Here is a 23,073-nt window from a genome sequence, read left to right on the forward strand (position 1 = left end):
TCGCGAGACAAGCTATTACCGCGAGCGCGCGAGACAGCAGGAGCCGCTGCTGCATCGAATGCGGCGGTTGCCCGTTAGCGGTCCCGCAATCGGGACATTGCTTTGCGACCCTAGGGAGCGATGCTCCGCAATTAACGCATTTAACGTATTCGATCATTTCAATGCCCCGCCGCGATGCCGTGGTCGTCATGTTTGGTGATGCTCACCTGTTGCGCTCTGACTCGCGCTGCATCCTCACTGAGCGACAAACAACATCCTTTACAGCGCTTCTCCCTCGAAATATCTGATCGTCCGGTTCCTGATGACGCCCACTTCCACGTAATTCCATCCGCCTCCGATAATGCCGCCGACGATCGGGAGCGTTTTCGTGATGACCCCTTTCTGCGTCACCTTGATGCCAAAGTATTTCAGCATGATTTTCTTGAAGGCTTCAAGGGTTTGCTTTTTCAGAATCTTCTTGATCGCTTCCCTCGTGAGCCCCATCGCGCCGCGTACACCGAATTCCCGGGCGAACTGGCTTGCCAGGTCAATTCCGAATATCGGGAAGAGCAGCTCCATCGACGCGTCCTCGTTATCAAAAAAATGAGGATCGTAGATAACAGCCACGCGCGCTGCTGCGGCAACTTCCAGCCGAATGGTCGCGCCGAAATCGGCAACGGCAGCGGGGACCGCGACCGCGAGATTTGCCGGCAGACCAGAGACCACACCCACGGTCGTCGCTTTCCAGCGCGCGCCCGAAAATGCCTTATGTGCAAGTTCTCGATTCGAAAGATTCGGATTTTTTTCCCGAACCGCAGCAACAGACGCCGTGATTGCCGGCACATCTATATTGATCACCCACTCGAGTATCTTGGTCAACGCGCCGTCTTCATTTGACATTTTCTTATCCCCCGTTTTATTGATGTCACCTTGCAACTTGAAGAATTCTAAATCATCCTTTCTGAATATTGCGCAGCGTGAAACAGCGATGACGCCAGCACGGACGCGCGACCGGTTTGCGACACAGGCAATTTGCCCTCGTTCTGAACCGTAATCGCCTCGTCCATAATGGATCTGGCAAATTGCAATTGCGCGACCGCGCAGATCGTGACTGGAGAATCAAGCTCATGGACTTGAGCTATGTCGGAAAAGGCATCCGCGATCTCAACCGCTTCCTGAAAATGCTCGGCCAGCGCTGGCACGAGTTTCCAATCGAAGACCAAGAGTTGCCGGACATTACGCAATGGGCGCGTGAGACCTTCACGCCCGAAGAGTATGCCGCCCTGAAGCGGATCACTCGGGGGATGTTCCCGGACTGAGCTTTTCTACGGTCAGGCTGACGGATTGCGATCCTTTAGCAATTTACGCAGCCGTCGGTTGTCGACGATCAGCACGCCAAAGACGATCACGAGCAGGATGTCGGTCGCGTAGGTGCCGGCCGTCGCCGAGAACATCCATGCCAGTGCCGCACCCGCCACCGCGGTCGCAATCAGCGCGGCACGGTCTTTCCACCACTCGGTTGAGCCTACCTTCATCGCGCGCCCGCCGCTTGTACCTGTGCTGCGGGAATCGCAGCCTTTTTCGCAAACATCGCGCGTCCCGTCGACCCCGTTGAGAATATCTTCGGGTTTGTTTGCAGCACAAAAAGGATGCCGGCGGGAACTCGGATGCCAGTGCTAAATGTGAATTTTCCGCCTTGCATGGTGGCGCTCGCCGACTTGCCGCATTCGGCATAGTCGGCTGTGGCGACTATCAGACTGCCTACCGCCGCCCCCAACCAGAACGACGCGTAGACCGCACCGAATGCCAGAAGCTTCTCACCAGTCGTTGTCGCGCCAATGAGCTCTGCCAGACTCGCGGTTTTGCCGAGTTTCTCGCCGGCGGCGACCATCGCAGCTACACGCGCAATCACATTGGCCGGCGCGGTCGAAACGCTGGATGGGGACATCGAGTCCGAGCGCGTCCATGTTCGCCTTGAAGGCTCCATAGAAGCTTGCTCCAGGACATGTTTGAGGCATTGCGTCGCTCCGTTACAGTACGTGCCGTAGATCCCCCGACCTCCCGGGATGCGTTGTGCATAAACGGCGAAATTCGATCGCCATTAATGTACCAAACAATCGATTTTGTCTGACAAATCATCGTCCCTATGAACGCCGGACCCGAATACCGCGACACAGCATGTCCGTGGGTAGCGGCACGTCGATTCGGTCGTCGTGAAATGCAGCGCCATCAGCCGGCTGGTCGCATCGTCGACGTACACCAGCAGCGGCAAGCCGGGCCCGCTCCTCGAACCAGCGGTGATCTAAGCGATCAATCTGGATCAGCTTACGCAGACACGCACGCTGCGCCCGCGGCTTGTAGGTCTTCGGCGGGCGCGGCCGGCGTGGTATCCACAGCCCAGCGTTCGTCATCAGATGGCGCACCGTTTGCTTAGCCATCCGGATGCCGTGGCACTCCCAGAGCTTCTCGCAGGCCGGAGTCGGCCCGAGCTCAGCGTAGCGCTCTCGAATGATCGCCAGCGCCCGCTGAGCCAGTGCTGCGTTCAGCCGCCGGTTGCCGGACTAACCACGTCTGCGCGAGGCCAGTCCGGCCGCACGACCAAGCTTGAGGTCCTTCTCGACAATGGGGGGCGGAATCAAGATAGGATTTTGACGTCACTACGAGGCACCCCTAACCTGCTTTGGGATCCAACAGCGGGAGAAATGGTCGTAATCGATGCTCGCCGTTCACCGAACGGATGAAGAATTTGACGCGCGTGCGTATGCTTTCGCTGGAGCGACACAAGACTTGGAGCACGAGGAGTTTATCCGCGTCCTTCCCGACACTGTTGTACGCGACCTACTTGCTTTTGCGCGGCAACTTTCGTGAAGCATAAAGCCCGCGACTGCGGTCTTTTTTGGGTTGCGACAGACCCACCACTACTCAGATTTGCCGTGCGGTAAACACTTGTACCCTGCGCCGCACTTCCATCGAATCGATGACGCTATGGCGTGCTGTATGAAGCGATCGTTTAGTAAAGCGCCTTGTTATTCGTGCTTCAATCGAACTTTGAATCCTCTGTTTGGGGTTTCCTGATCGGAGACAGATTTTCGACGACGACGTATTGCACCGACTTCTCCTCGATGGGGTCGTGACCATGAACGTTGCCCCTAGGGAATCAATCACCGTCCCAAACGCCCAAAAAATCCAATAGCAGTTCGTTGACTCGCTGCGGCTGCTCTTCCAGTGCAAGGAGGGCGGATTGGGCAATCGCATCGGCCCGCAAATTCCCTGCCATCTAGGGCCAGATTGCTTTCATGTTGAGCATACCGCCGACTGCGCAAAAGTCCCTTCCCCAAAGCGCTATCGTAGGGCAGGAAATGTTGACCTCAGCATCTTTCAGATCTTGTGCCACACCCTCTGCATTCGCCTGGCAGTCCCACATGGCGCCACGTACCGCGCGCGGGCGTTTGTACGCCCTCGCATGTGCATCGAAGTCTGCTCCCTCAATCGTATAGCGGTCGTAGTACCAGTCTGCAAAAAAATGCTGAAGCCGCTCTGATTCCTTTCCCGAAATTAGTGCCTCCGGCGAGTCGCGCCCGAGACGGAACAGGGAAAACCAATAGACGCGCGCAGTTCGAGAATTCATCATCTCCGCGACAACGCGCGTCGGCACGTTATCCATCCTACGAGTCGGTCAACTCGTTCTGGATGATCTTAGGCCATCCGCGTCGCAACGCGAGTACCCCAATCGTGGCCAATGACTGCTACCTTGCTGATTCCCAGTCCGTCGAGCAGGCCGACGATGTCAAGCGCCACATTGCGATTGTCATAACCAGAGCTAGGATTATCGGCTTCGCCATAGCCGCGTGAATCTTATAGCCGGCTGACCGATAGCGACACCCGCGTGATGACTGTTCAGCAAACCAAATCGGTAGCGAAATTTGACACAACGTACACGTAAGCTAGCCACGCGCTACCCTACAGTTTCTTGAATTCGTCAGATGATGACATCGATCGGGCAGTTCTTAACCTGCCGCCTCCCTGCGCGGTGATGCACTAGCACCGGCTTCATATCAACCTTAGGTATGGTAACGCTATTCATCACGGCCAATTCGACCAGTCCTACGTAGGATAGTCTGTTGTCATCGCATCCATTACCGTAAGAGCAATCATCATAAACCAGCTCGCGCCGTTTAGAGAAATCTTGGGGCGCCCGTCGATTAGCGGTTGTAGCACTGTTGCGAATGGAGCGAAAGTGAACACAATTGAACGCGGACAAGAAACACAAAAAATGTCATTGCAGATAAACAATCAACATGACAAGCCGGCCAGAGACACGCTTGCGCGACCGCTGAGAGATCTGCGCCTTTCCGTGATCGATCAATGTAACTTTCGATGCACCTATTGCATGCCGAAAGAACTGTTCAATTCAAGCTACCCGTTTCTAACGGCGTCAGATTGGCTGTCGTTCGATCAAATGTACGCAGTTTGCGCAGCCTTTACACAACTCAGCGTAGAGAAGATTCGGCTCACTGGCGGTGAGCCTTTACTGCGCAAAAATTTAGAGCATCTTATCGAACGCCTCTCTCACCTAACTACTCTAGATGGCGATCCAGTCGACATCGCTATGACGACCAATGGTTCGCTACTCGCCACTAAAGCTAGGGCGCTCCACGAGGCTGGACTCAAGCGAATCACAGTAAGTCTCGATGCTATCAATGACGCGACATTCCGCCGCATGAATGACGTCGGATTTTCCGTCGCACGTGTCCTGGATGGAATCGACGAGGCACTAGCTGTCGGTCTGACACCCCTCAAAATCAACGTTGTTATCGAGCGCGGAGTAAATGAAGATCAGATACTGCCGCTTGTAGAACATTTCCACCGCCTTCCTGTTGATCTACGGTTCATCGAGTACATGGACGTTGGCGGAGCGGAGGCGTGGCGTGATTCAAAGGTTGTACATTCCGGGCAGATCATCCGCGAATTAAAGCGTCGTTACGAACTGATTCCGCAAACTGCTTCAAGGGCTGGTGAAACCTCAAACAATTATAAGTTCGACGGGGCGGCCGGTCGCGTGGGATTTGTTTCCAGCATATCCAAGCCATTCTGTTCGGAGTGCTCCCGCGCGCGGGTTTCGGCTGACGGAAAAATGTACTCTTGTCTGTTCGCCCGCGATTCACTTGATCTAAAGCCTTGGCTCGATCCTGCATCTTCTGTTGCACAATTGAGCGCGGTCGTGCAACAACGCTGGCAAAATCGCACAGACCGATACTCTGAACGGCGCGATGAGATAAATGCAAAGCGAGCCCGTATCGGCGGCAAGACGTATCCTACGGTACGTATGTCGCTGGTCGGAGGCTAAACAGTGAAACCACATGCCTAATGCGATGACCACGCCCGGCGATGCCCCGTGTCGAGACACGCCAGAAAACGCGTTACCTGTCGATCACTTGCGCTTTCAAGCGCCTCATCTACATCTTTCCCGTGTTTTCGGGAATGATTGGTTTGCGTTGAAAGCGGAATCGTTCGCTCGATTTTTTGGAACACCAATATTTCTTGTTATCCAGACGATTCTGGTAGGGGGCTGGATTGCCGCGAATCTACTTCATGTAGTGCACTTCGATCCGTATCCATTCATCCTGCTCAATCTTGCGTTCAGTTTGCAAGCTGCTTATGCGGCCCCCCTGATCCTGTTAGCGCAAACAGCGCAAGCGGATCGAGATAAGGCGCTCGCGATCGCAGATGCCCAGCATCGAGAAGACATTGCTCAAGCGAGTCAGACGCGAGAAACTGAACTCGCTAGTCAGAACGAGCGGATGACTGTTTTACTGAAACAGAATACCGAACTGACTGAGTTGACGCGCCAATTGGCTGAGCGCATAGAAGCGCTCACACGAGATCTGCACGCGAACTTGCCTCATCGGGGATCAACTTGAGCCACACTTTTCGTGAGCCTTCTATCCAGGTAATGGATTGATTCTGGATTTTTGCACGCAATGTGCCAACGTCTCGGTTTGCATAGGCGCCATCGACCGCGGATCGTGGCACTCGAAAGCGGCACCTTCAGACACGGTGTGTCTCAATTCAGCTGTACGGATAAGCGTAGGTCTTGCCCGAACTTTACTCTTTGGCATTCTGCAAGCCGCAGATTGTTGCATAGCATAGACGCGGGTCGACTCAAGCAGGCTGTACTTTGGAATGCTCCCGGAAAGGTCGGCATTGACCAAGGAGTGGGCGATCAGCTCGCATAGGGCGTCTGTTGCTGCCGTTTGCAGTAACCTGATGTCGCAAACAGCGTCGTACATTTCCCGAAGACAGAAATCACTCTCAAATATCGCGAGGCGCTGCAGCAAACACTGCGCCCCACTACCGATTAATCTCCAACATTCGTCGTACATCGCTTGCAATGAGCGATGACGTGACGCAGACGTTCGATATCCATCGCTTAGAAGTGAAAATCTATCTTTAAGATGACTATGAACACTCTCGACCCCGAGCGCGGCAACGCGTCCGACGGACAGCTCGATTGCGAAAGGGATGCCATCCAGCCGACGGCATATTTCTCCCATCAAGTAAACTTCTCTGCTGTTCGAGCCGACGGTGAGGTGCCTCGCCTGCGCACACTTAATGAAAAGTTCGACCGAACTGCAGTTCAAAATTTGCGCTTCCGTCGAATCCATCGTAGGCACATCGAGGGGCTCGACTCGAAACAGAATCTCACCTTGTATGTTAAGCGGAACACGGCTCGTGACCAGAATTTGGAGACTTCGGTTTCCACTCAACAATATCTCGACGATCACCGCAACAACACTGAGCAGATGCTCGACACCATCCAACAGCAGTATTCTGCGTTTTCCGGCCAGAGCCTTCGCTACTTTTAGAGCAATTCGAGGCCCATCCGGTATGGAAATGTTACACGCATCGGTGACAGCGCGCAGTACTTCGTCGTGGTCGGCGAGAGCTGCGAGATTCACATAGGTTGTTTCTACGTCGACGTTAGACTCAGCACCGCGAAGGAGTTCACTAGCGAGACGGGTTTTGCCAACTCCGCCGATGCCGGTCAACGTCAGCATAGAGGAGTTGTCAAGTAGTCGACGTAGATGCATCAACGCCGTCCCTCTTCCTACGAGACAGATGGAATCTGGCTCGGCAGATCCCCGAATTGGAGTCGCCTCGATAGCTAATCTTTCCAGAACTGTTTCGTCTTTGGCGAGACGGTAGCCTTTTCCATGGACGGTGATAATAAGCTTGCCATCGTGACCAAGCGCTTTCCGAATCTTTGTTACGTGCACGTTAAGATTATTGTCTTCGACAATGGTATTTGGCCACACCGCACGCAACAGTTCGTGCCGGGTAATCAGCCGACCGTTCGCTACGACGATAGCACAAAGTATCTCAATGGCTCGCTCCCCTAAACTTGCCAGTTCGCTGCCGTGATACAAGCGCTGATTTCTCAGATCTAGGTGAAAACGGCCCAGCTGCATCGATTCCATTCCAATAGCTTTTGAAAGTTTAATCCCTGTATATATGGGCTGCGTTGAGTGGATAAATTGCATAAGAACGCAATGCAGCGTTGCGGTGGATGCAATGACATATCAGCCTCAGGCACACTCAATATCAAGCTACAGCCCGGAATCAGAAACAGATGCGGTGACGCGCAACGCTCTGGCCTAACTTTTTTTTAATAAATCGTCAATCTTGAGGATATCTAGACGCTTGTAGACTGGGTTTCAGTGAACCTGAAAATGTGTTGTGACGCGCTCCATGTCCACACAGACATGCACAGTTCGAGGGACCCGCCATGATTCGGATCGGAAAACTTAGCGTGTCGCTGGAACTGCGAAGTCTCCTTTCAGATGGACAACCACTACGCCTCGGGGCGCGCACGTTTGATGTTCTCAAGACGCTCATTACCGCGGATGGGCGGATTGTCAGCAAAAATGAGTTGCTCGATGTTGTCTGGGCAGGAATGCCAATCGAAGCAAGCAATATTCAAGTTCAAATTGCTTTGCTCCGAAAATTGATGGGACGTGACGGGGATTTCATTAAGACCATCCCGGGTCGGGGTTACTGTCTGATTCGCGGCCCCCGGCCCGACGACTTGAGCTCCTTCCGATTTGACAACATTGATGCGGGCGGACACGCCCGCGGTCCAAACCCGCTTCCGCCTCTACGTGCGCCACTGATCGGCCGGCAGCAAGCTCTTCACGAGGTTGCGCAGGCTGTCGGGGTGACGAGGCTCGTGACTCTTGTCGGAGCTGGCGGTATAGGCAAGAGCCAATTGGCCTTACACGTGGCGCACCGGATTGCACCCCGCTTCACCGATGTTCGCTACATTGATTTTTCGGCGCTCAGAGATGCAAGATTGACTCAGGGCACACTTTACGAGAACCTCCCTGGCATGCTCGCTCGTGACGCGAACATCGAGGCATTGCTCTGCTCCTCACTCCATTCTCGCAGATTGCTTGTAGTGATCGACAATTGCGAACTTGTGATCGAAGAGGCGGAGCAACTCTGCGCGCGGCTATTGGATGTCAATCCCACCGCCAGAATCATTGCCACCAGCCAAGAGCCGCTACGCTGCAGCTTCGGAAGTATCTACCGCGTCTTACCGCTCGAACTCCCGCCTCCAGAAGCCGAAGACGAGAAAATTCTGGAAAGCAGCAGTATCCAAATGTTCATTTCGTGCGCGCGGGCGCGCAAGCCTGACTTTCTGGCCGATCTGGAACAACTGAAGTTGGTCGCGCTCGTCTGTCGACGCCTGGATGGGTTACCCTTGGCGTTAGAATTGGCGGCTACGACCGTTACTACGCTCGGCTTAGGTGAGCTCGTTACACGGCTCAACAATCGCTTCCCCGTGCTTACTCAAGGGTTGCGCACCGCGCCGCTGCGCCAAAAATCTTTAAGGGCCACACTCGACTGGAGCTATAAATTTCTCTGCGCGCATGAGCGCGAAGTCTTGCGGTGGCTCAGTAAGACGGACGGCTGTTTTAAACTGAGCGCAGCCCGTCATATTGCCCCCAAAATCAATCTGACGACCGCTGAAGTGGTCAAGGCAATTTCCGGTCTTGCTCGCAAGTCTTTTCTTACTGTGAACTCACATGGCTCGACATCGCGCTTTCACGTGCCAGAGAATGTTCGCGCCTACGTGACACAAGTAATAGACGGGATTGAAGAAGTCGGTATAACGTTATTTTGGCATGGCGGCGCCGGTCTTGACTCAAGGTCGCCTTTCAACATGATGGTACCCGAAAGGCAGCAGAAAAAACTCGCCATGGCCGCTGACTGATCCCTCCAGCATCGCAAGTGTTCAACAGTCACCGTGCTTACGTCCAATGGCAAGCTCAATCGATTCGAGCAATACTTCCTCAGCGAACGGTTTCCGTAGGAATCCAACAGCACCTAACTGCATAGCTCTGTCAACCGTTTCGCCGTCGCCATGAGCCGACATAAACACGACGGGGATTGTTTCATGCCTGGCATTTAGCTGCCGCTGAACTTCGAGGCCTTGCATGCCCCGCATTCTGACGTCGAGGAGAACACATAACGCATCGTCGATATCCGGCGAAGCGAGAAATTCCTCGCCCGAAGAAAAAGCGACCGTCGCATAACCCACGGATTTAAGAAGGTTACCGAGTCCGGTTCTTACCGAAGCGTCGTCGTCGACGATACACACAAAGCTCATAGCTGCCATTACTCCAATTGCGCCGACTGTTTAGAAGAGAGAACACATTCCGGCGCGATACAAACTGCGTCTGGAGACTCATCGCGTTCGACGAATCAACTCCCACATTTTCGCCAACTCGATAAGCGTTTTGGCTTGCATCTTGCTCATTACACGTCGTTTGTGAACTTTCACCGTGACCTCTTGGGTGCCGAGTTCGTGGGCGATCTGTTTGATCATCTTGCCTTCGATCGCAAGCTCGAAAACATCCATCTCGCGTGGCGTCAACGATGCCGCACGGCTCATTACACCAGCGTTGAATGCACGCTCAGCAAGATTCGTTTTATCCTGCGCGAGTGCGCGACTTATAGCCTCGAGCAGCTCCTCATCGTCAATCGGCTTGGTGAGAAACTCTTGCGCTCCTGCCTTGATTGCCCGGACCGACATCGGGATCGAGCCGTGACCGGTCAAAAAAATGATCGGAACCTTCACACCCTTCTGCGCCAACTGATCCTGCACGGCAAATCCGTTTGTGGACTGCAGATTCATGTCAAGTAAAATACACATGGGCACGTGGGGCAACTCGTTGGACAACACTTCCACCGGGGATGCAAAACTCTGTGCCTCGAAGCCCGCCGATCGCAGCAGACGCACGAGCGCTTCACGTACGCTTTCCTCATCGTCAATCACATACACCATCGGTTCAACTTCCGAAGGACCGGGCATTGCAGCTTCCGGGAAAAAGTGGGAACTCCAGTGCCGACATGGTACCTGATACCAACCGCTGGAAGCTCGCGGCGCCTAGGCTAAGGCCTTTACTGCGGAACCAGCGCCCCAGCCGAAATTGGGCTAGCGAGTCTGGTGCGGCCGGAACTGCGCCGAAAACCAGCTTCCTCGAAAATAGTGAAATCGACGTTCCGCGAAAGCACTTCTTCCGCGTCGCCTGAATCATGTAGCTTCCTTAACGCGTAATCCCTTATTGTTTCCAGCAGAAAGTATTCCTTGGTCCGGCTGTCGCAGGTCGTCATGATGAAGCTCTTGGATGCAAGTCCTACAATCGCCTCAGTGACTTCGTTGCGCGTCAACCGCCCCGATGCTGCGACCGCACAAACTGCTTCCAATGAAAATTGAGCCGGGAAGACTGCTAGTCTATTCAGTACAAATTTCTCCGATTCATCAAGAAGCTCATAGCCCCACTCTAACGAAGCCTCCAGCGTTTGTTGCCGCCGTGGCGCGGTACGGCGGCCACCGGTCAGGAACTGGAAACGGTTATCAAGTTCGCTAAGCAGCTTGCGAACTCCAAAGACCGCGGCGCGCGCCGCCGCCAATTCGATAGCGAGAGGTACACCGTCGAGCCGGCGGCAAACCGTCGCGATCATATCGAGGCTGGCGCGCTCAACGACTGGCGCGGCGTTCAAAGCGTTCAACTGAGAGAGGAACAGTTTTACCGAACCGCAAGCCAGAATCGCCTGCGACGATGCATTCATGGATGGCGTGCTGAGGGCGGCGACGCTATAAGAATTTTCACCCCGGCTTCGCAGCAACTCACGACTGGTCGCGAGAATTCGTAGATCTGCGCTTGCCTGCAGAAGTGCGTCGCAGACGATAGCCGCCGATTCAATCACGTGCTCGCAATTATCCAGAACGATGAGCAGCTTGCGCCGCTGGATCGCCGCAATGACAGCGCTCAAATCGACATTCCCGTTGTTACAACTGACGCCGAGTGCCTGAGCGAGAGTTCCTACAATGCTCTGATCGCGGCCGACTGAGGCCAAAGCGACGAAACACACCTGCACACCCGACTTTTCGGCAATCGCCCTAGCTATCGCGACGCCGAGTTGCGTTTTGCCGATGCCACCGGGGCCAAGCAGTGTAACAATCGGAACATGCTCCAGTGCACGGACAACGTCTGCAGTCGCGTCTTCGCGCCCAATCAGCGGCGTGTGGCAAACCGGCAGACCGTTCAGGCTGCCGGCATCGATGAAAGGGCTTAGTTCGGACGGGGATATGTAGGGCAGCGCCGTCGCGGCAGTTTCAGCGGGCTCAGTTTCGATGGTCAGTCGATAGCCGCGCCCGGAAATCGTACGGATAACCTGCCTTTGCCCATCGAAAATTTTCCGCAATGCGGACAGTTGCACGTGAATATTGTTTTCGCCGACAACCGAGTTGGGCCAGACATGTCGAAAAATTTCCTCCTTCGTCACGGTCTTTCCCCCGGCCTGAAGCAGCAGTTCAAGTATTCCAAACGCCCGTGACCCGAGCGGTAACGGTTGCCCATCCAGGAATACTTCCCGCATCTCCAGCGACACCGCGATTCGACCGATCTTTATCATGCTGAACTCACGACAGGTAATTGGCGGGCCGGGCGAGTTCCTGGACTTCGCGCCTTAATCGTTGACGCGGCCGATACACAGATCGCGTCGTTAGATACATGGTAGTGGGGAAAGTCATCTGAAACTATTATCCATTGGGATACGTGATTCACCGTTTCAGCTGCCTGTCACAACCTCTCAGCTGGACCCTCCCCCGCGACGCATGCAACGCGGCACAGGGGGCTGAAAGGCGCGTCGGTGGCCTTATCACACCTTCGTATAAATCCCTTAAGCATCCAGTTCACGAGCCGCCCGGCCACGTGCGAATAAAAAAATCTCCGTGCTTCGACGAAAGGCAGCGTCTGCCGGCGCGGCAATACTGGCCGCGATACTCCGACCGCTTCAACCCACCGCTCGCCGCAGCTGATCACGAGGGAACAGCACATGAGTGCCGACAACGCCGTACAGTTTCGCCCCGGCTTTTGCCATGTCGCCGCAGTGGCCTCCTGTCTCTTTTGCGCCGGATGGGCGACATGCCTACACGGAGTTCGAGACTTTCACCAGGTAATTGAAGAGGCGAATCGCGATACGCAATTGCCTTTAGAGCGAATTGCTGTCGAAGGCGGTCGCGCGGACCTGCTGCAGCTACCGGCGGCGGCCCGGGCCGATCCTAAAGCCGCGACTCAAGGAGCAACGAATACCTTCAACCGCAGCCGGCTGGTACCCAATACCCTTGGGCCGCAGCGTTCCGTCACTACTAAGCGGACCACGCGACCTTCAGCGCCAGCTAGACGCCCCACGACGCGGGACTGGAAAAACTGGACTTGAGTGATTGGTTTTATGCCGGCGAACGATTCAGGAAACGGTTGCAATCGTCCGAGGTTATCAACGGGCCGGCTACAATCGCGGGGACACACCGCAAAATGGCTGATTCAGGCATCAAAATCTGACAACGAGCGTCGATCTCCACGGTAATCGCCGACTCGCTTGCAATCATGACAGCGCGGGTTAAGTTGTCGCCGTACACTGCAAGCGAGGCGCGGTCAAGCTAGCGTTCCAGTCGGTGATGCTCGTCGCCCGTGACGCCTAGTGCGCTTCCGCGCTAGGCCAGACGTTCAGTCTAAGACTCCCAGTCCCCAGTTTAGGCTCCTTCCATATATTCATCTTCGCGCCTAGCACTGACTGATACAAGACAAACAAGCGCCCTTAGCTTGGTAGACACCACACACCGAACAACTCCAATCCGAGCGGAAGTACGCGAAACTCAAGTGACGGTGAAAGACCCTCACCATCAATCCGCTGCCGCATAGAAAATCATGAGCAACCCGTGAAACACGGTTGTTGGGCTACACCGACCACACGGGCGCAATTCGAAATAATGTGACCCCCGATCATGGGAAAGACTTCTCGTAGCGTCTTGCGAATTCCGATCCCGAGCAGCGACTCGCATACTGGCCAGGCGAGGTCGCTATGACCACCATATGGAGGCCCATGGTCGCAGTGACGTGGCGTCGGTTGCTAGAGGTGGCGCTGTGTTTCCGAACGACTCTGTCCGGCGACTAAAACGACACAGTTTCGGAGGAAGTCCTCGACTGGCACCGCTCAACTAACACGTTCCACTCTCCAGGTTTTGCATGATGTTGCTCCATGTGTCGTTGTCTCCAATTGGGACACCAAGGCCGCGGAAGTTCCGATCAGCCAACCTCCGACCTAAGCAACATTCCAGACTTCGACCTTTCCATCGCTTGAGATCGTCGCCAATGTCGAGAGAGCGCATCCGTACGCGCCTGTTCTTTCACGCTAGGAACATAAATCGTCTGAAGTGCAAATCTGAAACAGACGGGCTTTTGCACAAATGAAGCATATACGGTTGCGCCATGCTGCACCCATACCCTCCATGGATCTGCGGGAAATTGCTATGGCTGATCGTAAAGTGATTCGAATCTACAGCGAGCCAGCTGGTGGCTGGGGTGCGCTCAAGGCAACCGGTGAAGCGCTCGCCCTGCAGGGCATTGCCGTCTCGGGCGCGAAGACTCTTCTACGCATGAACCAGCCGGACGGCTTCGACTGCCCCGGTTGCGCATGGCCCGACGCAAAGCATACGTCGTCGTTTGAGTTCTGCGAAAACGGTGCAAAAGCTGTCGCGTGGGAAGCCACCACGAACCGATGCACACCGGAATTCTTTGCTGGCCATAGCGTGTCCGAACTGATCGAATGGGACGACTACGATCTAGAGATGGCAGGACGGCTTACGCATCCAATGAGCTATGAGGAAGCTTCCGATCGCTACCTGCCGATCGAGTGGGAGGAAGCCTTTGCTCTTGTCGCAAAACATCTGAATGGCCTCGACAGTCCCCATCAGGCAGATTTCTACACGTCCGGACGGGCGTCCAATGAGGCGGCATTTCTCTATCAGATTTTCGTACGTGAATTCGGAACGAACAATTTCCCAGATTGCTCGAACATGTGCCACGAGGCAACCAGCGTCGGTTTGCCCGAATCGATCGGGGTAGGAAAAGGTACGGTGCTACTCGAAGATTTCGAACACGCCGACGCAATTTTTATCTTCGGACAGAACCCCGGCACCAATAGTCCACGCATGATGAGCGACTTGCACAGCGCGTCGCGACGCGGCGCGAAGATCGTCTCGTTCAATCCATTCCGCGAACGTGCGCTGGAGCGCTTCGCGTCGCCGCAGAATCCCGTGGAAATGGCGACGCTCGGCTTCACGGCGATCAGCACGTTTTTTTATCAAGTTCGGGTGGGTGGTGACGTTGCCGTTCTTAAAGGCATGATGAAGGCAGTCATCGAGGCAGACGACGCCGCACTCGCTTCAGATGAACCACGTGTACTTGACATTGAGTTCATCGACGGGCACACACGCGGACTCGACGATTTGCTTGCCGACCTTCGCGGCACAAGTTGGGACGCAATCGTGCAACAAAGCGGCCTATCACGCGAAGACATCCAGAACGCCGCTAACATATACATGCACGCAAACAACGTGATCCTCGTCTACGGCATGGGACTCACGCAGCACCACCGCGGCACTGAATGCGTGCAGCAAGTTGCCAACTTGGCGCTACTGCGCGGCAATATCGGTCGACCAGGCGCGGGCGTCTGCCCCGTGCGGGGACACTCCAACGTCCAAGGCAATAGAACGGTAGGCATCACTGAGAAGCCCTCTGCGGCCCTGATTGACGGGATCGAACGAGCGTTTGGGTTCCGCCCTCCAGCAGCACACGGTCATGACGTTATCGCGTCAATCGATTCGATGATGCGTGGCGACGCCAAGGTGTTTATTGGCCTCGGTGGGAATTTTGCGGCGGCTGTGCCGGACTGGATTCGTGTCCAAGCCGCCATGCGCCAGCTTGATTTGACCGTTTACATAGCAACAAAACTTAATCGCAGTCATTTGGTGCACGGCAAACAGGCGCTGATTCTGCCGTGTCTCGGCCGTACCGAGATTGATATCCAGGCTGACGGCCCACAGTCGATCACGGTCGAAGATTCGATGTCGATGGTCCACGCTTCCGGCGGCCGCAACGAGCCGGCCTCGCCGCATCTGAAGAGTGAGCCGGCGATCATTGCAGGCATCGCGCGGGCGACCATGGGACCCGCGTCACATGTCGACTGGGAACATCTCGTGGCGAGCTATGACCGCATTCGCAATAAGATTGAAATCGTGTACCCGATATTCCAGGGGTATAACGAACGGATACGTGTGCCAGGGGGCTTTCACCTTGTCTCAAGTGCGCGCGAAAGGGTCTGGGCGACGGCTAGCGGACGAGCCAACTTCCTCGTGTTCGAGGGGCTTGACGAAGATCCGGCGCATAGCGATGCCGACGCGCTCTGGCTTACCACAATGCGCAGTCACGATCAGTACAACACCACGCTCTACTCGCACTCCGACCGTTATCGCGGCGTGTTTGGCCAGCGCGATGTCGTGTTCCTGAATCCACGCGAGATGCAGAAGCGCGGTCTGCATGCGGGCGACCGCGTCGATATCTTCGCGTTGTCGCTCGACGGTATCGAACGCGTAGTTCATAGTTTCAAGGTGGTCGAGTACACACTCCCGGACGGATGTTGCGGCGCCTACTACCCGGAAGCCAATCCGCTTGTTCCGCTTTACGCATTCGATCAAAAGAGCCGTACTCCTTCCTACAAATCGGTGCCTGTAAAAATCGTCCCAGCCACCGCGAACGGCCCAGATTCGAAGCGCCGGGTGCTCAGTCTTGACAGCGCGGGAGACGGTCATGCAGCTAAGTGACGTCCTCGATCTGTCGCGCGCGCAGTTCGCGATGACCGCCATTTTTCACATCCTGTGGCCGATTCTGACTATCAGCCTGTCCGCTTTCCTCGTGCTCGTCGAAGTGCTGTGGCTGCGCACCGGCAACGTCGGCTATTACCGGCAGGCGCGCTTCTGGAGCAAGCTGCTGGTGCTGAACTTCGCGGTGGGCGTGGTCAGCGGCATCCCGATGGAATTCCAGTTCGGCACCAACTGGGCCGGCTTTTCGCGCTACAGCGGACAGTTCTTCGGCAACATTCTCGGCTTCGAGGGCGCGATGGCCTTCATGCTCGAAGCCGGATTCATTGGCGTCATGCTGCTCGGCTGGGGCCGCGTGCCGCGCGGCGTGCATCTGTTCGCCACCTCGATGGTCGCGCTCGGCTCCAGCATCTCCGCCTTCTGGATCATGGTCGCCAATTCGTGGATGCAAACACCCGCCGGCGTCACGGTGGAAAACGGCAGGATCGTCGTGACCGATTACGCCGCGGCTATCTTCAATCCCGACATGGTGTGGGGCGTCACCCACATGTGGTTCGCCGCGATCGAAACCGGCATGTTCGTGATTGCCGGCATTTCCGCATGGAACCTGTTCAAACGACGTCATCCGGAATTCTTCGCGCGCTCGTTCAAGATCGCCTTGCTGGTGCTCGTGTTCGTCGCGCCCGTCCAGATCTGGCTGGGCGATTCGAGCGGCGGCAGCGTCTTCGCCACGCAGCCCGCCAAGGGCGCCGCCATCGAAGGTCACTGGACCACCAATGCGCCCGGCACGGCTGCGTCGTGGTCCTTGCTCGCGTGGCCGAACCAGAAGGCGCAGCGCAACGACTGGTCGATCGAAGTGCCCGGCGTGCTGAGTATTCTTGCCACGCACACCATGCACGGCGAGGTCAAAGGTCTCCGCGATTTCGCGCCCGCCGACCAGCCACCCATGCTGCCCCTGCTTTACTACGCGTTCCGCGTGATGGCGGGCATCGGCTTTGCGTTCATGGTGCTGGCGTTCTGGACCGCTTACGTGTTGCGCAAGACGCGCGGCCAGCTCGAACGTCTGCTCGAACAACGCAAGCTGCTGCTCGCGTGGGTGCTGTGCATTCCACTGCCTTACGTCGCGGTCGAAGCGGGTTGGATCGTGCGCGAAGTCGGCCGTCAACCGTGGGTCGTGTATGGCTTGTTGCGCACGAAAGACGCTGTCTCGACGGTGGCGCCTTCGTCCGTGACCTTGAGCATGGCGATGTTTTTCGCGTTCTACGTGGTGCTGCTCGGGACGTTCTTCGTGCTGGCGCGCAACTGGTTGCGTACCGGACCCGACCTTGCGCTGAATCCGCCCGCGCCCGTCAAAACCGGGACGGCTGCGACCGTCGAAGAGTACTAATCCATCACGTACCGAGACACTTTCATGGAAAGCTCCACGCACACGATGCTCGCCATCACCTGGTTCGGCCTGATCGGCCTGATGCTGGTCTTTTATGTCGTCACAGACGGCTTCGATCTCGGCATCGGCATACTCAGCCTGCTGCGCAAACGCCGCGAAGATCACGACGTGATGGTGCAGAGTATCGGGTCAGTCTGGGACGCCAACGAAACGTGGCTCGTGGTGCTCGGCGGCGCTCTGTTCGGCGCGTTCCCCGACGCCTACGCGCTGATTCTGCAGGATCTCTATCTCCCCATCATGCTATTAATCGCCGGCCTGATCATGCGCGGCGCAGCGATCGAATTCCGCCACAGCGTGAGCCATGGTCGACTATGGGACAAAGTGTTCGGGATAGGCAGTCTGGTTGCAGCAGTCGCCCAAGGCATCGTGCTAGGGAAAGTCGTGACGGGACTGATGCCAGGTGAGTTAAGTGATGTGTTTGTCACAATCTCTGCGATCGGTGTTGTTGCAGGCTATTCGTTGCTCGGCTCGACCTATCTGGTCAAGAAAACCACCGGATCAATCGAGCAGTGGTCTCGCCGCCTTGCTTTGCTAAGCGCATTTGTCACGGTGGCGGCGGCAGTGTTCCTGACCGTTGGCACCTGGCTCATCAGCGAAGTGGGACAAGAACGGTGGACCCAGGCAGGCGTGTTCCATTTATTGATAGCTCTTGGGCTTGCTGCAGCATTGGCCTTTGCCTTCGTCATGGTCTCGCTTTATATGGGCAGTTCCCGTGGACCATTTCGTGGGGCCGTCGCGCTTTTTATGCTGTCGTTCGCGGGACTCGCGATTAGCCTATTTCCAGACTTCGTGCCCGGAAAGCTTGGTATTGTGGAGTCTGCATCGGATTCGTCAACGCTCGTGTTCATGCTGATTGGTATCGGTTTCCTGTTCCCGGTCATGATCGGATACAACCTCTACCAATACTACATTTTCCGTGGCAAGGTACTCACTGGCTCCCACGCCGGTGAGTAGTTGGGCAGTTCGGCCTGCGAGAGAGTCGTCATGTAAAACGCGACTTTGCGACTGCCGAGTTAGTTTCATAACCTCTCCTCCACGCGCGAAGCAGCGTGACGCCATACGGGTCAGTCGATGCCGGCGTGGTCCAGGCGGAATGGGTTTTGACTTCTACCGGCCACGGCCCCTCGTTCGCTAATTCGGTGGTGTCGCGCAGAGAATCCAGTGAGGCATTCGCGCTGCCGAGTTTCTTGGCGACGCCCTAGCGAAATCTGCACCATCGAAAGATGACTTTAATCTGGGAAACACACCTATTCATATGGCGACCTGTTTGAATAAAGGGCGTGGGTTTGTCTTGACGATGCGAGCATACTTTTTAGCTTTTCGAGCGATTAAATACGCTTTCGCAAGGTCGCATGTACATTGCAGGAATGCTAACGAAACACCGATCGTAAACTACTAAGATCATCAACAACTCGGTCCCGCTAACAATCGGTCGTAACGACAATGCGGTCAAATTATCGAGCGATTGAGTCGCGGAACTGACCTTTAACGCAATGTAAAGTTTCTCAATCAGGCCCCGAGTTGTTGGGCTCGGAGGCCGACAGCTCAGGTCGAACGTTTTCTGGACCACTCTCGAAGAGTATGGGCGCGTATCCGATCGCGATTACTAGAAAACGTCAGTCATCAATCTTGAGAATAGACATGCAATACCCGTGTAAGTGAAGTGGGCGCGAGCCCGAACTTTATTGGCCACTCAATTTTGGGCGGCGATATGAAACTGGCATTGCGATCCGTTTGCGGCACGGATTTTAACCTCGCCAACGCTTTATTCACTTTACTAGTATGGGAACCATCGTGCTCAAACAATTCGCCTTGCTTTCACTCGCCGCGCTCGCCATGGCGGACACTAGCGCCCGCGCCGATCCACCCCTCCATGTGACTTACGCTGGGTCGATGGGTATCGTTATGGATCGTGGACTTGGCCCCGCCTTTGCACAGGCCACCGGCGTACGGTATCAGGGGCAAGGCGAAGGCGCCTATGGGATGGCCCGGCTAATTGCGGCGAAGAAAATCGTCGCGGACGTCTTCGTGTCGATCACGCCAGGGCCTATGCAAATCCTCAAAGAAGCAGGATTAGTCGATAGGGCGGTGCCCGTAGCAAACACGAGCGTGGTTATAGCGTTCAATCCAAGAAGTCCGTATGCAAAGCGGTTCGAGATGAGTCAAGCCGGAAATGGCGCGCCGTGGTGGCAAGTCCTGCAGACACCTGGACTGCATTTCGGCAGGACGGATCCCACCGTCGACCCCGGGGGGCAAAATATCGTTTTTGCCATGAAGCTTGCTCAGCGGTATTACCGGCAGCCCGGCCTAGCTCAAAGAATACTTGGGAATGTTGAAAACCCGCGCGAAGTATTTGCGGACGGAGGCGTATTGGCTCGTCTCGAAGCGGGCCAAGTGGACGCCGCGCAGGCGTATGAGAGCGCAGCAATATCGTTAAAGCTGCCGTACATCGTGCTGCCCGATGAGATCAACCTGAGTAATCCCCTGTTCGCAAAGTCGTGGTACGACACGGTATCGTTTGACGTCAAAGACGCAAGCGGTAAAAGCAAAACCCTCACCCCGGAGCCGCTTGTTTTTTACGCGGCGGTGCTAAAAAATTCACCCAATCCCGCGGCAGCCGAGAAATTCGTCGCATTCATGCTCAGTCCGAATGGGCAGGAAATCTTCGAGAAAAATGGGTATCGGGCACCAAAAAATGCTACACCATTCGAATAGATTGCGGCTGGACAGCGCGGAGCGGTCGTCGCTGATTCGGCAAATCCCGCGATGGCTATGGACAGCCCCAGGCCTTGCCGTGTTGGCGCTGCCGTTCCTTTCACTGATTGGACAGACCCAGTGGAGAGGTTTGACGACCGCCTATGGCGACTGGTATGCGGCGTGGGTTTCGATTTCACTAAGTCTGTGGGCGATGGTCGTTATTGTCGTTGCGGGGTTGCCGCTTGCGCTTTGGCTCGCGCGAACGCATTCATATTTTAAACGCGGAGCAGAGTCTCTTGTCCTCTTCTCTCTGCTCACACCCTCTTTGGCGACGGGCATTCTGCTCGTTTCGGCCTACGGCCCGTACGGTTCGATCGGCGAACTGCTCGGCCATTTCAGTTTGACGCTGAACAATAATGCCGGTTCCTTTATCATTGCCCAAGTCTACGGTGGTCTCTCATACTTTGTCACCGCCGCGCGCACCGCTTTTGAAAATGTGCCGAAAAACGTGGAAGAGGCCGCGCAGGACCTCGGCGCCTCGCCGCTGTGCGTGTTCTGGTACGTCACGCTACCGATCGCTGCCCGCGAGATTGCCGCAGGTGGCGTCGTCACCTGGGCGCGAATAGTTGGAGAATTCGGGATCGTTTCCGTGTTCTCCTACTTTCCTCAAGGTATCCCGGTGAAGTTGTTCGTCAATCTGCAGAACGGTGGCTTGCAGTCAGTCTATGTCCTCGTCTGGATTCTCCTCCTGCTCACGCTGCCGCTTCCTGTATTGCTTATGTCGGCCTTCAGATTGCGAACCGGAACATCTTGACCGAAGGGTATAGAAACTGACGGTCACACTTTGGTTTCGCTTGCGAACGCGTCGTTAAGTATGGCAAAGAGAATCATGGCGCCTGCGTTGACTGGAGCCGGCCGGCAAGGACGCGGTTTGTATATCGCATCGCCACGCTTAATCCCTTTGCCGCTCAAGGCGCATACGCCGGAAAGGCGTGCATGGCATGCGTGCCAGACCTGGTCACCGTATGAGCAATGCGTCGGGTCGCGCCACGCCACGGTGGCAGTCGACGGAGAAGGCCGATCAATCACGCGAATCTGTACTTCGAAGCGCTGCCCAACGACTGGGAGATAGCGATCCAACTGCCCCTTGCGCTCAAACGCAGCCAACGTCGCGGACACACTGGCATCTGTTTCGCCAGAGAGTGCGGATAACAAACGAAGAGTACGCGACCACGGATCTGTAAAGTTCGCTTTGTTCAGCATGATGACACCCCTGTCTTCAGGCACTCCAGTTGACCATCGAGCGCAACTCGTCATCAAGCTCAGAACCGAGTCCGCGCATCGTCTCCACTTCCGAGGACGGCCATTCACCACTGGTAACGCCATCTTCGGGCTGTTGCAGGAACACTTCACTGATTCTTAGAAATAGGTGAACATGCTTACTGATCGACATTCGCTTTATTTCTCCAGCAATATGGGGGTTCGCCGACCATGCGTTTGAACACTGTCGTGAAGTGAGATTGCGAGCGAAACCCGCAACTCAAAGCGATGTCTAGAACCTTGTAGGGAGACTCGAGCAGGAGCTGTTGTGCATGTTGGATTCGGCGGCGAAGTAGATACTCATGCGGGCTCATCCCGGTTGCCAACCTGAATTGCGACGCGAAATACATGCGCGTCAGCCCTGCGCTGTTTGCCATATCCGTCAGTCCGATCGCCTCCGACAGATGCGCATTGACATACTCAATTGCACGGTTCAGCCGCCATGATGGCAGTGCGCTACTAGCGCGTGTCTTGCGCTCGGGCACCGTGAATTGCCGCGAAATGACGCGCGAGACAATCGCAAGACTGACGCTGTCGGTAAAGACCTTGCCGAGCATCGCGTCTTCCGACTGTGATACAGCCAGCGCTTGACCTAGACGTTCAAGTGCAGGGTCGCGCACGAGCTTGGGATCGTCGATTTGGATTTCGCCAGAGTACGGCCGGCCGAAAGTGTCTTCAAAGCATTCATCCAGCACCTGCTTGGGGACAAACAAATGTAGTACGTCGGCTGCGGATTCGAATACCGCGCTGCACGGCACGTTCGGTGCGGTGATCTGAACGGCCCCTGCAGCGACGCGCCCACGGACAAGCGTGCGGCCGGCATGATTGAAGGTTAGTGAAGTACATTTAAGATTCATTGCGATGCAATGATGATCGGTACTCCCTGGATTAGTCACCTCTAGCGGCCCGAAGTCGTTCCGTGTCCAGCGTGACACTAGAATATCGCTTTGCAAGTCGACGTCGCGGCCGACATCGGCCGGATCGCGCCATTGATGTTCCGCGCCGATTGCGCTCATCGGACTTCTATGGAGAACGCTAGCAGTGAGTTCGGGAGGCAAAGACAACGAGCTGATCATGATCGGCCTTCCAGGATTGATGTTGGGACTGTGGCGGTTTGAACAGGCACCGTCACGACTCAAAGGTAACCGACTGCTATCGACTCAACTAGCCCTACATACGGTTGCCCAGAATGACCAATGGTTCAATCAAGTCATATGCTGGTTTAACCGGACTGCGGGGCATAAGGGCGACACGGCACCGCGCCTGAGGCAGGCTGGCGCAGTTGCGCGTGGGAAAGATGGGAGATTGGTAACCGTTGCCTCACCACCGTCTGTTCATAGGTGCGCTCAGTCGGCAACCTAGTTCCCACCAGATCAAGTGGGGACCAGAGCGATGGAAACGA

The 23,073-nt window shown here is 55.7% G+C and carries 21 protein-coding genes and 1 pseudogene; 9 read left to right on the top strand and 13 right to left on the bottom strand.

The features are described from left to right. Window positions 1-258 precede the first annotated feature (258 nt). Window positions 259-879, bottom strand: coding sequence for a hypothetical protein (locus P3T18_RS06045; protein WP_429298986.1), 621 nt, complete (start codon window positions 877-879; stop codon window positions 259-261). Between the two features lie 227 nt (window positions 880-1,106). Between P3T18_RS06045 and P3T18_RS06050 the strand changes: the two genes are divergently transcribed. Continuing rightward, window positions 1,107-1,298 (top strand): hypothetical protein, encoded by a 192-nt coding sequence (locus tag P3T18_RS06050; RefSeq protein WP_429298987.1) that lies wholly within the window; start codon window positions 1,107-1,109, stop codon window positions 1,296-1,298. Between the two features lie 12 nt (window positions 1,299-1,310). Here P3T18_RS06050 and P3T18_RS06055 read toward each other — a convergent pair whose 3' ends face one another. The 5 genes and pseudogenes from P3T18_RS06055 to P3T18_RS06075 all read right to left on the bottom strand — a co-directional run bounded on the left by P3T18_RS06055 (window position 1,311) and on the right by P3T18_RS06075 (window position 3,777). Then, window positions 1,311-1,514 (bottom strand): hypothetical protein, encoded by a 204-nt coding sequence (locus P3T18_RS06055; RefSeq protein WP_429298988.1) that lies wholly within the window; start codon window positions 1,512-1,514, stop codon window positions 1,311-1,313. Further along, window positions 1,511-1,927 carry a hypothetical protein gene (locus P3T18_RS06060; protein WP_429298989.1) on the bottom strand — a complete coding sequence of 139 codons (417 nt, stop codon included), beginning with the start codon at window positions 1,925-1,927 and terminating at the stop codon, window positions 1,511-1,513. Before P3T18_RS06060 ends, P3T18_RS06055 begins: the two co-directional genes overlap by 4 nt. A gap of 240 nt (window positions 1,928-2,167) precedes the next feature. Further along, window positions 2,168-2,567, bottom strand: a pseudogene (locus tag P3T18_RS06065) (ISNCY family transposase); the annotation flags it as partial. 689 nt (window positions 2,568-3,256) lie between these two features. Next, window positions 3,257-3,643, bottom strand: a complete 387-nt coding sequence (locus P3T18_RS06070) for a hypothetical protein (RefSeq protein ID WP_429298990.1) — start codon at window positions 3,641-3,643, stop codon at window positions 3,257-3,259. Window positions 3,644-3,675: 32 nt separating this feature from the next. Further along, complete coding sequence (locus P3T18_RS06075; protein ID WP_429298991.1) at window positions 3,676-3,777, bottom strand: alpha/beta fold hydrolase; 102 nt, start codon at window positions 3,775-3,777, stop codon at window positions 3,676-3,678. Window positions 3,778-4,252: 475 nt separating this feature from the next. On the opposite strand from P3T18_RS06075, the gene moaA reads away from it, so the two are divergent. Next, a complete protein-coding gene (gene moaA, locus P3T18_RS06080; RefSeq protein ID WP_429299050.1) occupies window positions 4,253-5,326 on the top strand; it encodes a GTP 3',8-cyclase MoaA in 1,074 nt (357 codons plus the stop codon). Between the two features lie 13 nt (window positions 5,327-5,339). Beyond that, on the top strand, window positions 5,340-5,900 hold the full coding sequence (locus P3T18_RS06085; protein WP_429298992.1) for a DUF1003 domain-containing protein: 561 nt from the start codon (window positions 5,340-5,342) through the stop codon (window positions 5,898-5,900). Between the two features lie 21 nt (window positions 5,901-5,921). On the opposite strand, the gene P3T18_RS06090 is transcribed toward P3T18_RS06085, so the two are convergent. Next, window positions 5,922-7,520: a winged helix-turn-helix domain-containing protein gene (locus P3T18_RS06090; protein ID WP_429298993.1), complete on the bottom strand. Its 1,599-nt coding sequence runs from the start codon at window positions 7,518-7,520 to the stop codon at window positions 5,922-5,924. Window positions 7,521-7,789: 269 nt separating this feature from the next. Between P3T18_RS06090 and P3T18_RS06095 the strand changes: the two genes are divergently transcribed. Then, window positions 7,790-9,253, top strand: coding sequence for a winged helix-turn-helix domain-containing protein (locus tag P3T18_RS06095; RefSeq protein ID WP_429298994.1), 1,464 nt, complete (start codon window positions 7,790-7,792; stop codon window positions 9,251-9,253). A 21-nt stretch (window positions 9,254-9,274) separates the two neighbouring features. On the opposite strand, the gene P3T18_RS06100 is transcribed toward P3T18_RS06095, so the two are convergent. From P3T18_RS06100 to P3T18_RS06110, 3 genes are all read right to left on the bottom strand, one after another. Continuing rightward, the gene (locus tag P3T18_RS06100; RefSeq protein WP_429298995.1) at window positions 9,275-9,658 is read right to left on the bottom strand and encodes a response regulator transcription factor; all 384 of its coding nucleotides are present in this window, start codon (window positions 9,656-9,658) and stop codon (window positions 9,275-9,277) included. A gap of 69 nt (window positions 9,659-9,727) precedes the next feature. Beyond that, complete coding sequence (locus P3T18_RS06105; RefSeq protein ID WP_429298996.1) at window positions 9,728-10,354, bottom strand: response regulator transcription factor; 627 nt, start codon at window positions 10,352-10,354, stop codon at window positions 9,728-9,730. Between the two features lie 89 nt (window positions 10,355-10,443). Beyond that, on the bottom strand, window positions 10,444-11,961 hold the full coding sequence (locus tag P3T18_RS06110) for an ATP-binding protein (RefSeq protein ID WP_429298997.1): 1,518 nt from the start codon (window positions 11,959-11,961) through the stop codon (window positions 10,444-10,446). A gap of 1,897 nt (window positions 11,962-13,858) precedes the next feature. On the opposite strand from P3T18_RS06110, the gene P3T18_RS06115 reads away from it, so the two are divergent. From P3T18_RS06115 to P3T18_RS06135, 5 genes are all read left to right on the top strand, one after another. Continuing rightward, window positions 13,859-16,210, top strand: coding sequence for an FdhF/YdeP family oxidoreductase (locus P3T18_RS06115; protein ID WP_429298998.1), 2,352 nt, complete (start codon window positions 13,859-13,861; stop codon window positions 16,208-16,210). Beyond that, a complete protein-coding gene (locus P3T18_RS06120) occupies window positions 16,197-17,594 on the top strand; it encodes a cytochrome ubiquinol oxidase subunit I (protein ID WP_429298999.1) in 1,398 nt (465 codons plus the stop codon). Before P3T18_RS06115 ends, P3T18_RS06120 begins: the two co-directional genes overlap by 14 nt. Before the next feature lie 24 nt (window positions 17,595-17,618). After that, window positions 17,619-18,608 carry a cytochrome d ubiquinol oxidase subunit II gene (locus P3T18_RS06125; RefSeq protein ID WP_429299000.1) on the top strand — a complete coding sequence of 330 codons (990 nt, stop codon included), beginning with the start codon at window positions 17,619-17,621 and terminating at the stop codon, window positions 18,606-18,608. A gap of 840 nt (window positions 18,609-19,448) precedes the next feature. Further along, the gene (locus P3T18_RS06130; protein ID WP_429299001.1) at window positions 19,449-20,369 is read left to right on the top strand and encodes an extracellular solute-binding protein; all 921 of its coding nucleotides are present in this window, start codon (window positions 19,449-19,451) and stop codon (window positions 20,367-20,369) included. Window positions 20,370-20,499: 130 nt separating this feature from the next. Next, window positions 20,500-21,165 carry a molybdate ABC transporter permease subunit gene (locus tag P3T18_RS06135; protein WP_429299002.1) on the top strand — a complete coding sequence of 222 codons (666 nt, stop codon included), beginning with the start codon at window positions 20,500-20,502 and terminating at the stop codon, window positions 21,163-21,165. A gap of 23 nt (window positions 21,166-21,188) precedes the next feature. Here the strand turns inward: P3T18_RS06135 and P3T18_RS06140 are convergent, their stop codons facing one another. The 3 genes from P3T18_RS06140 to P3T18_RS06150 are packed head-to-tail and all read right to left on the bottom strand — an operon-like array spanning window position 21,189 to window position 22,747. Further along, a complete protein-coding gene (locus P3T18_RS06140; RefSeq protein WP_429299003.1) occupies window positions 21,189-21,614 on the bottom strand; it encodes a DUF3331 domain-containing protein in 426 nt (141 codons plus the stop codon). Between the two features lie 16 nt (window positions 21,615-21,630). After that, entirely contained in the window at window positions 21,631-21,804 is a 174-nt protein-coding gene (locus tag P3T18_RS06145; protein ID WP_429299004.1) for a hypothetical protein, read from the bottom strand. Next, a complete protein-coding gene (locus P3T18_RS06150; protein WP_429299005.1) occupies window positions 21,791-22,747 on the bottom strand; it encodes a helix-turn-helix transcriptional regulator in 957 nt (318 codons plus the stop codon). Before P3T18_RS06150 ends, P3T18_RS06145 begins: the two co-directional genes overlap by 14 nt. Between the last annotated feature and the right edge of the window lie 326 nt (window positions 22,748-23,073).

It is taken from the genome of Paraburkholderia sp. GAS199 (assembly GCF_050436585.1).
Classification (GTDB): domain Bacteria; phylum Pseudomonadota; class Gammaproteobacteria; order Burkholderiales; family Burkholderiaceae; genus Paraburkholderia.

What these genes read in the sequence shown, in the direction of transcription:
- P3T18_RS06150 (WP_429299005.1), bottom strand. Translation starts at nt 22,747, where the DNA reads ATGATCAGCTCGTTGTCTTTGCCTCCCGAACTCACTGCTAGCGTTCTC.
- P3T18_RS06055 (WP_429298988.1), bottom strand. Translation starts at nt 1,514, where the DNA reads ATGAAGGTAGGCTCAACCGAGTGGTGGAAAGACCGTGCCGCGCTGATT.
- moaA (WP_429299050.1), top strand. Translation starts at nt 4,253, where the DNA reads ATGTCATTGCAGATAAACAATCAACATGACAAGCCGGCCAGAGACACG.
- P3T18_RS06100 (WP_429298995.1), bottom strand. Translation starts at nt 9,658, where the DNA reads ATGGCAGCTATGAGCTTTGTGTGTATCGTCGACGACGACGCTTCGGTA.
- P3T18_RS06060 (WP_429298989.1), bottom strand. Translation starts at nt 1,927, where the DNA reads ATGTCCCCATCCAGCGTTTCGACCGCGCCGGCCAATGTGATTGCGCGT.
- P3T18_RS06090 (WP_429298993.1), bottom strand. Translation starts at nt 7,520, where the DNA reads ATGCAATTTATCCACTCAACGCAGCCCATATATACAGGGATTAAACTT.
- P3T18_RS06115 (WP_429298998.1), top strand. Translation starts at nt 13,859, where the DNA reads ATGGCTGATCGTAAAGTGATTCGAATCTACAGCGAGCCAGCTGGTGGC.
- P3T18_RS06105 (WP_429298996.1), bottom strand. Translation starts at nt 10,354, where the DNA reads ATGCCCGGTCCTTCGGAAGTTGAACCGATGGTGTATGTGATTGACGAT.
- P3T18_RS06145 (WP_429299004.1), bottom strand. Translation starts at nt 21,804, where the DNA reads ATGTCGATCAGTAAGCATGTTCACCTATTTCTAAGAATCAGTGAAGTG.
- P3T18_RS06140 (WP_429299003.1), bottom strand. Translation starts at nt 21,614, where the DNA reads ATGCTGAACAAAGCGAACTTTACAGATCCGTGGTCGCGTACTCTTCGT.
- P3T18_RS06120 (WP_429298999.1), top strand. Translation starts at nt 16,197, where the DNA reads ATGCAGCTAAGTGACGTCCTCGATCTGTCGCGCGCGCAGTTCGCGATG.
- P3T18_RS06110 (WP_429298997.1), bottom strand. Translation starts at nt 11,961, where the DNA reads ATGATAAAGATCGGTCGAATCGCGGTGTCGCTGGAGATGCGGGAAGTA.
- P3T18_RS06085 (WP_429298992.1), top strand. Translation starts at nt 5,340, where the DNA reads ATGCCTAATGCGATGACCACGCCCGGCGATGCCCCGTGTCGAGACACG.
- P3T18_RS06070 (WP_429298990.1), bottom strand. Translation starts at nt 3,643, where the DNA reads ATGGATAACGTGCCGACGCGCGTTGTCGCGGAGATGATGAATTCTCGA.
- P3T18_RS06050 (WP_429298987.1), top strand. Translation starts at nt 1,107, where the DNA reads ATGGACTTGAGCTATGTCGGAAAAGGCATCCGCGATCTCAACCGCTTC.
- P3T18_RS06125 (WP_429299000.1), top strand. Translation starts at nt 17,619, where the DNA reads ATGGAAAGCTCCACGCACACGATGCTCGCCATCACCTGGTTCGGCCTG.
- P3T18_RS06045 (WP_429298986.1), bottom strand. Translation starts at nt 879, where the DNA reads ATGTCAAATGAAGACGGCGCGTTGACCAAGATACTCGAGTGGGTGATC.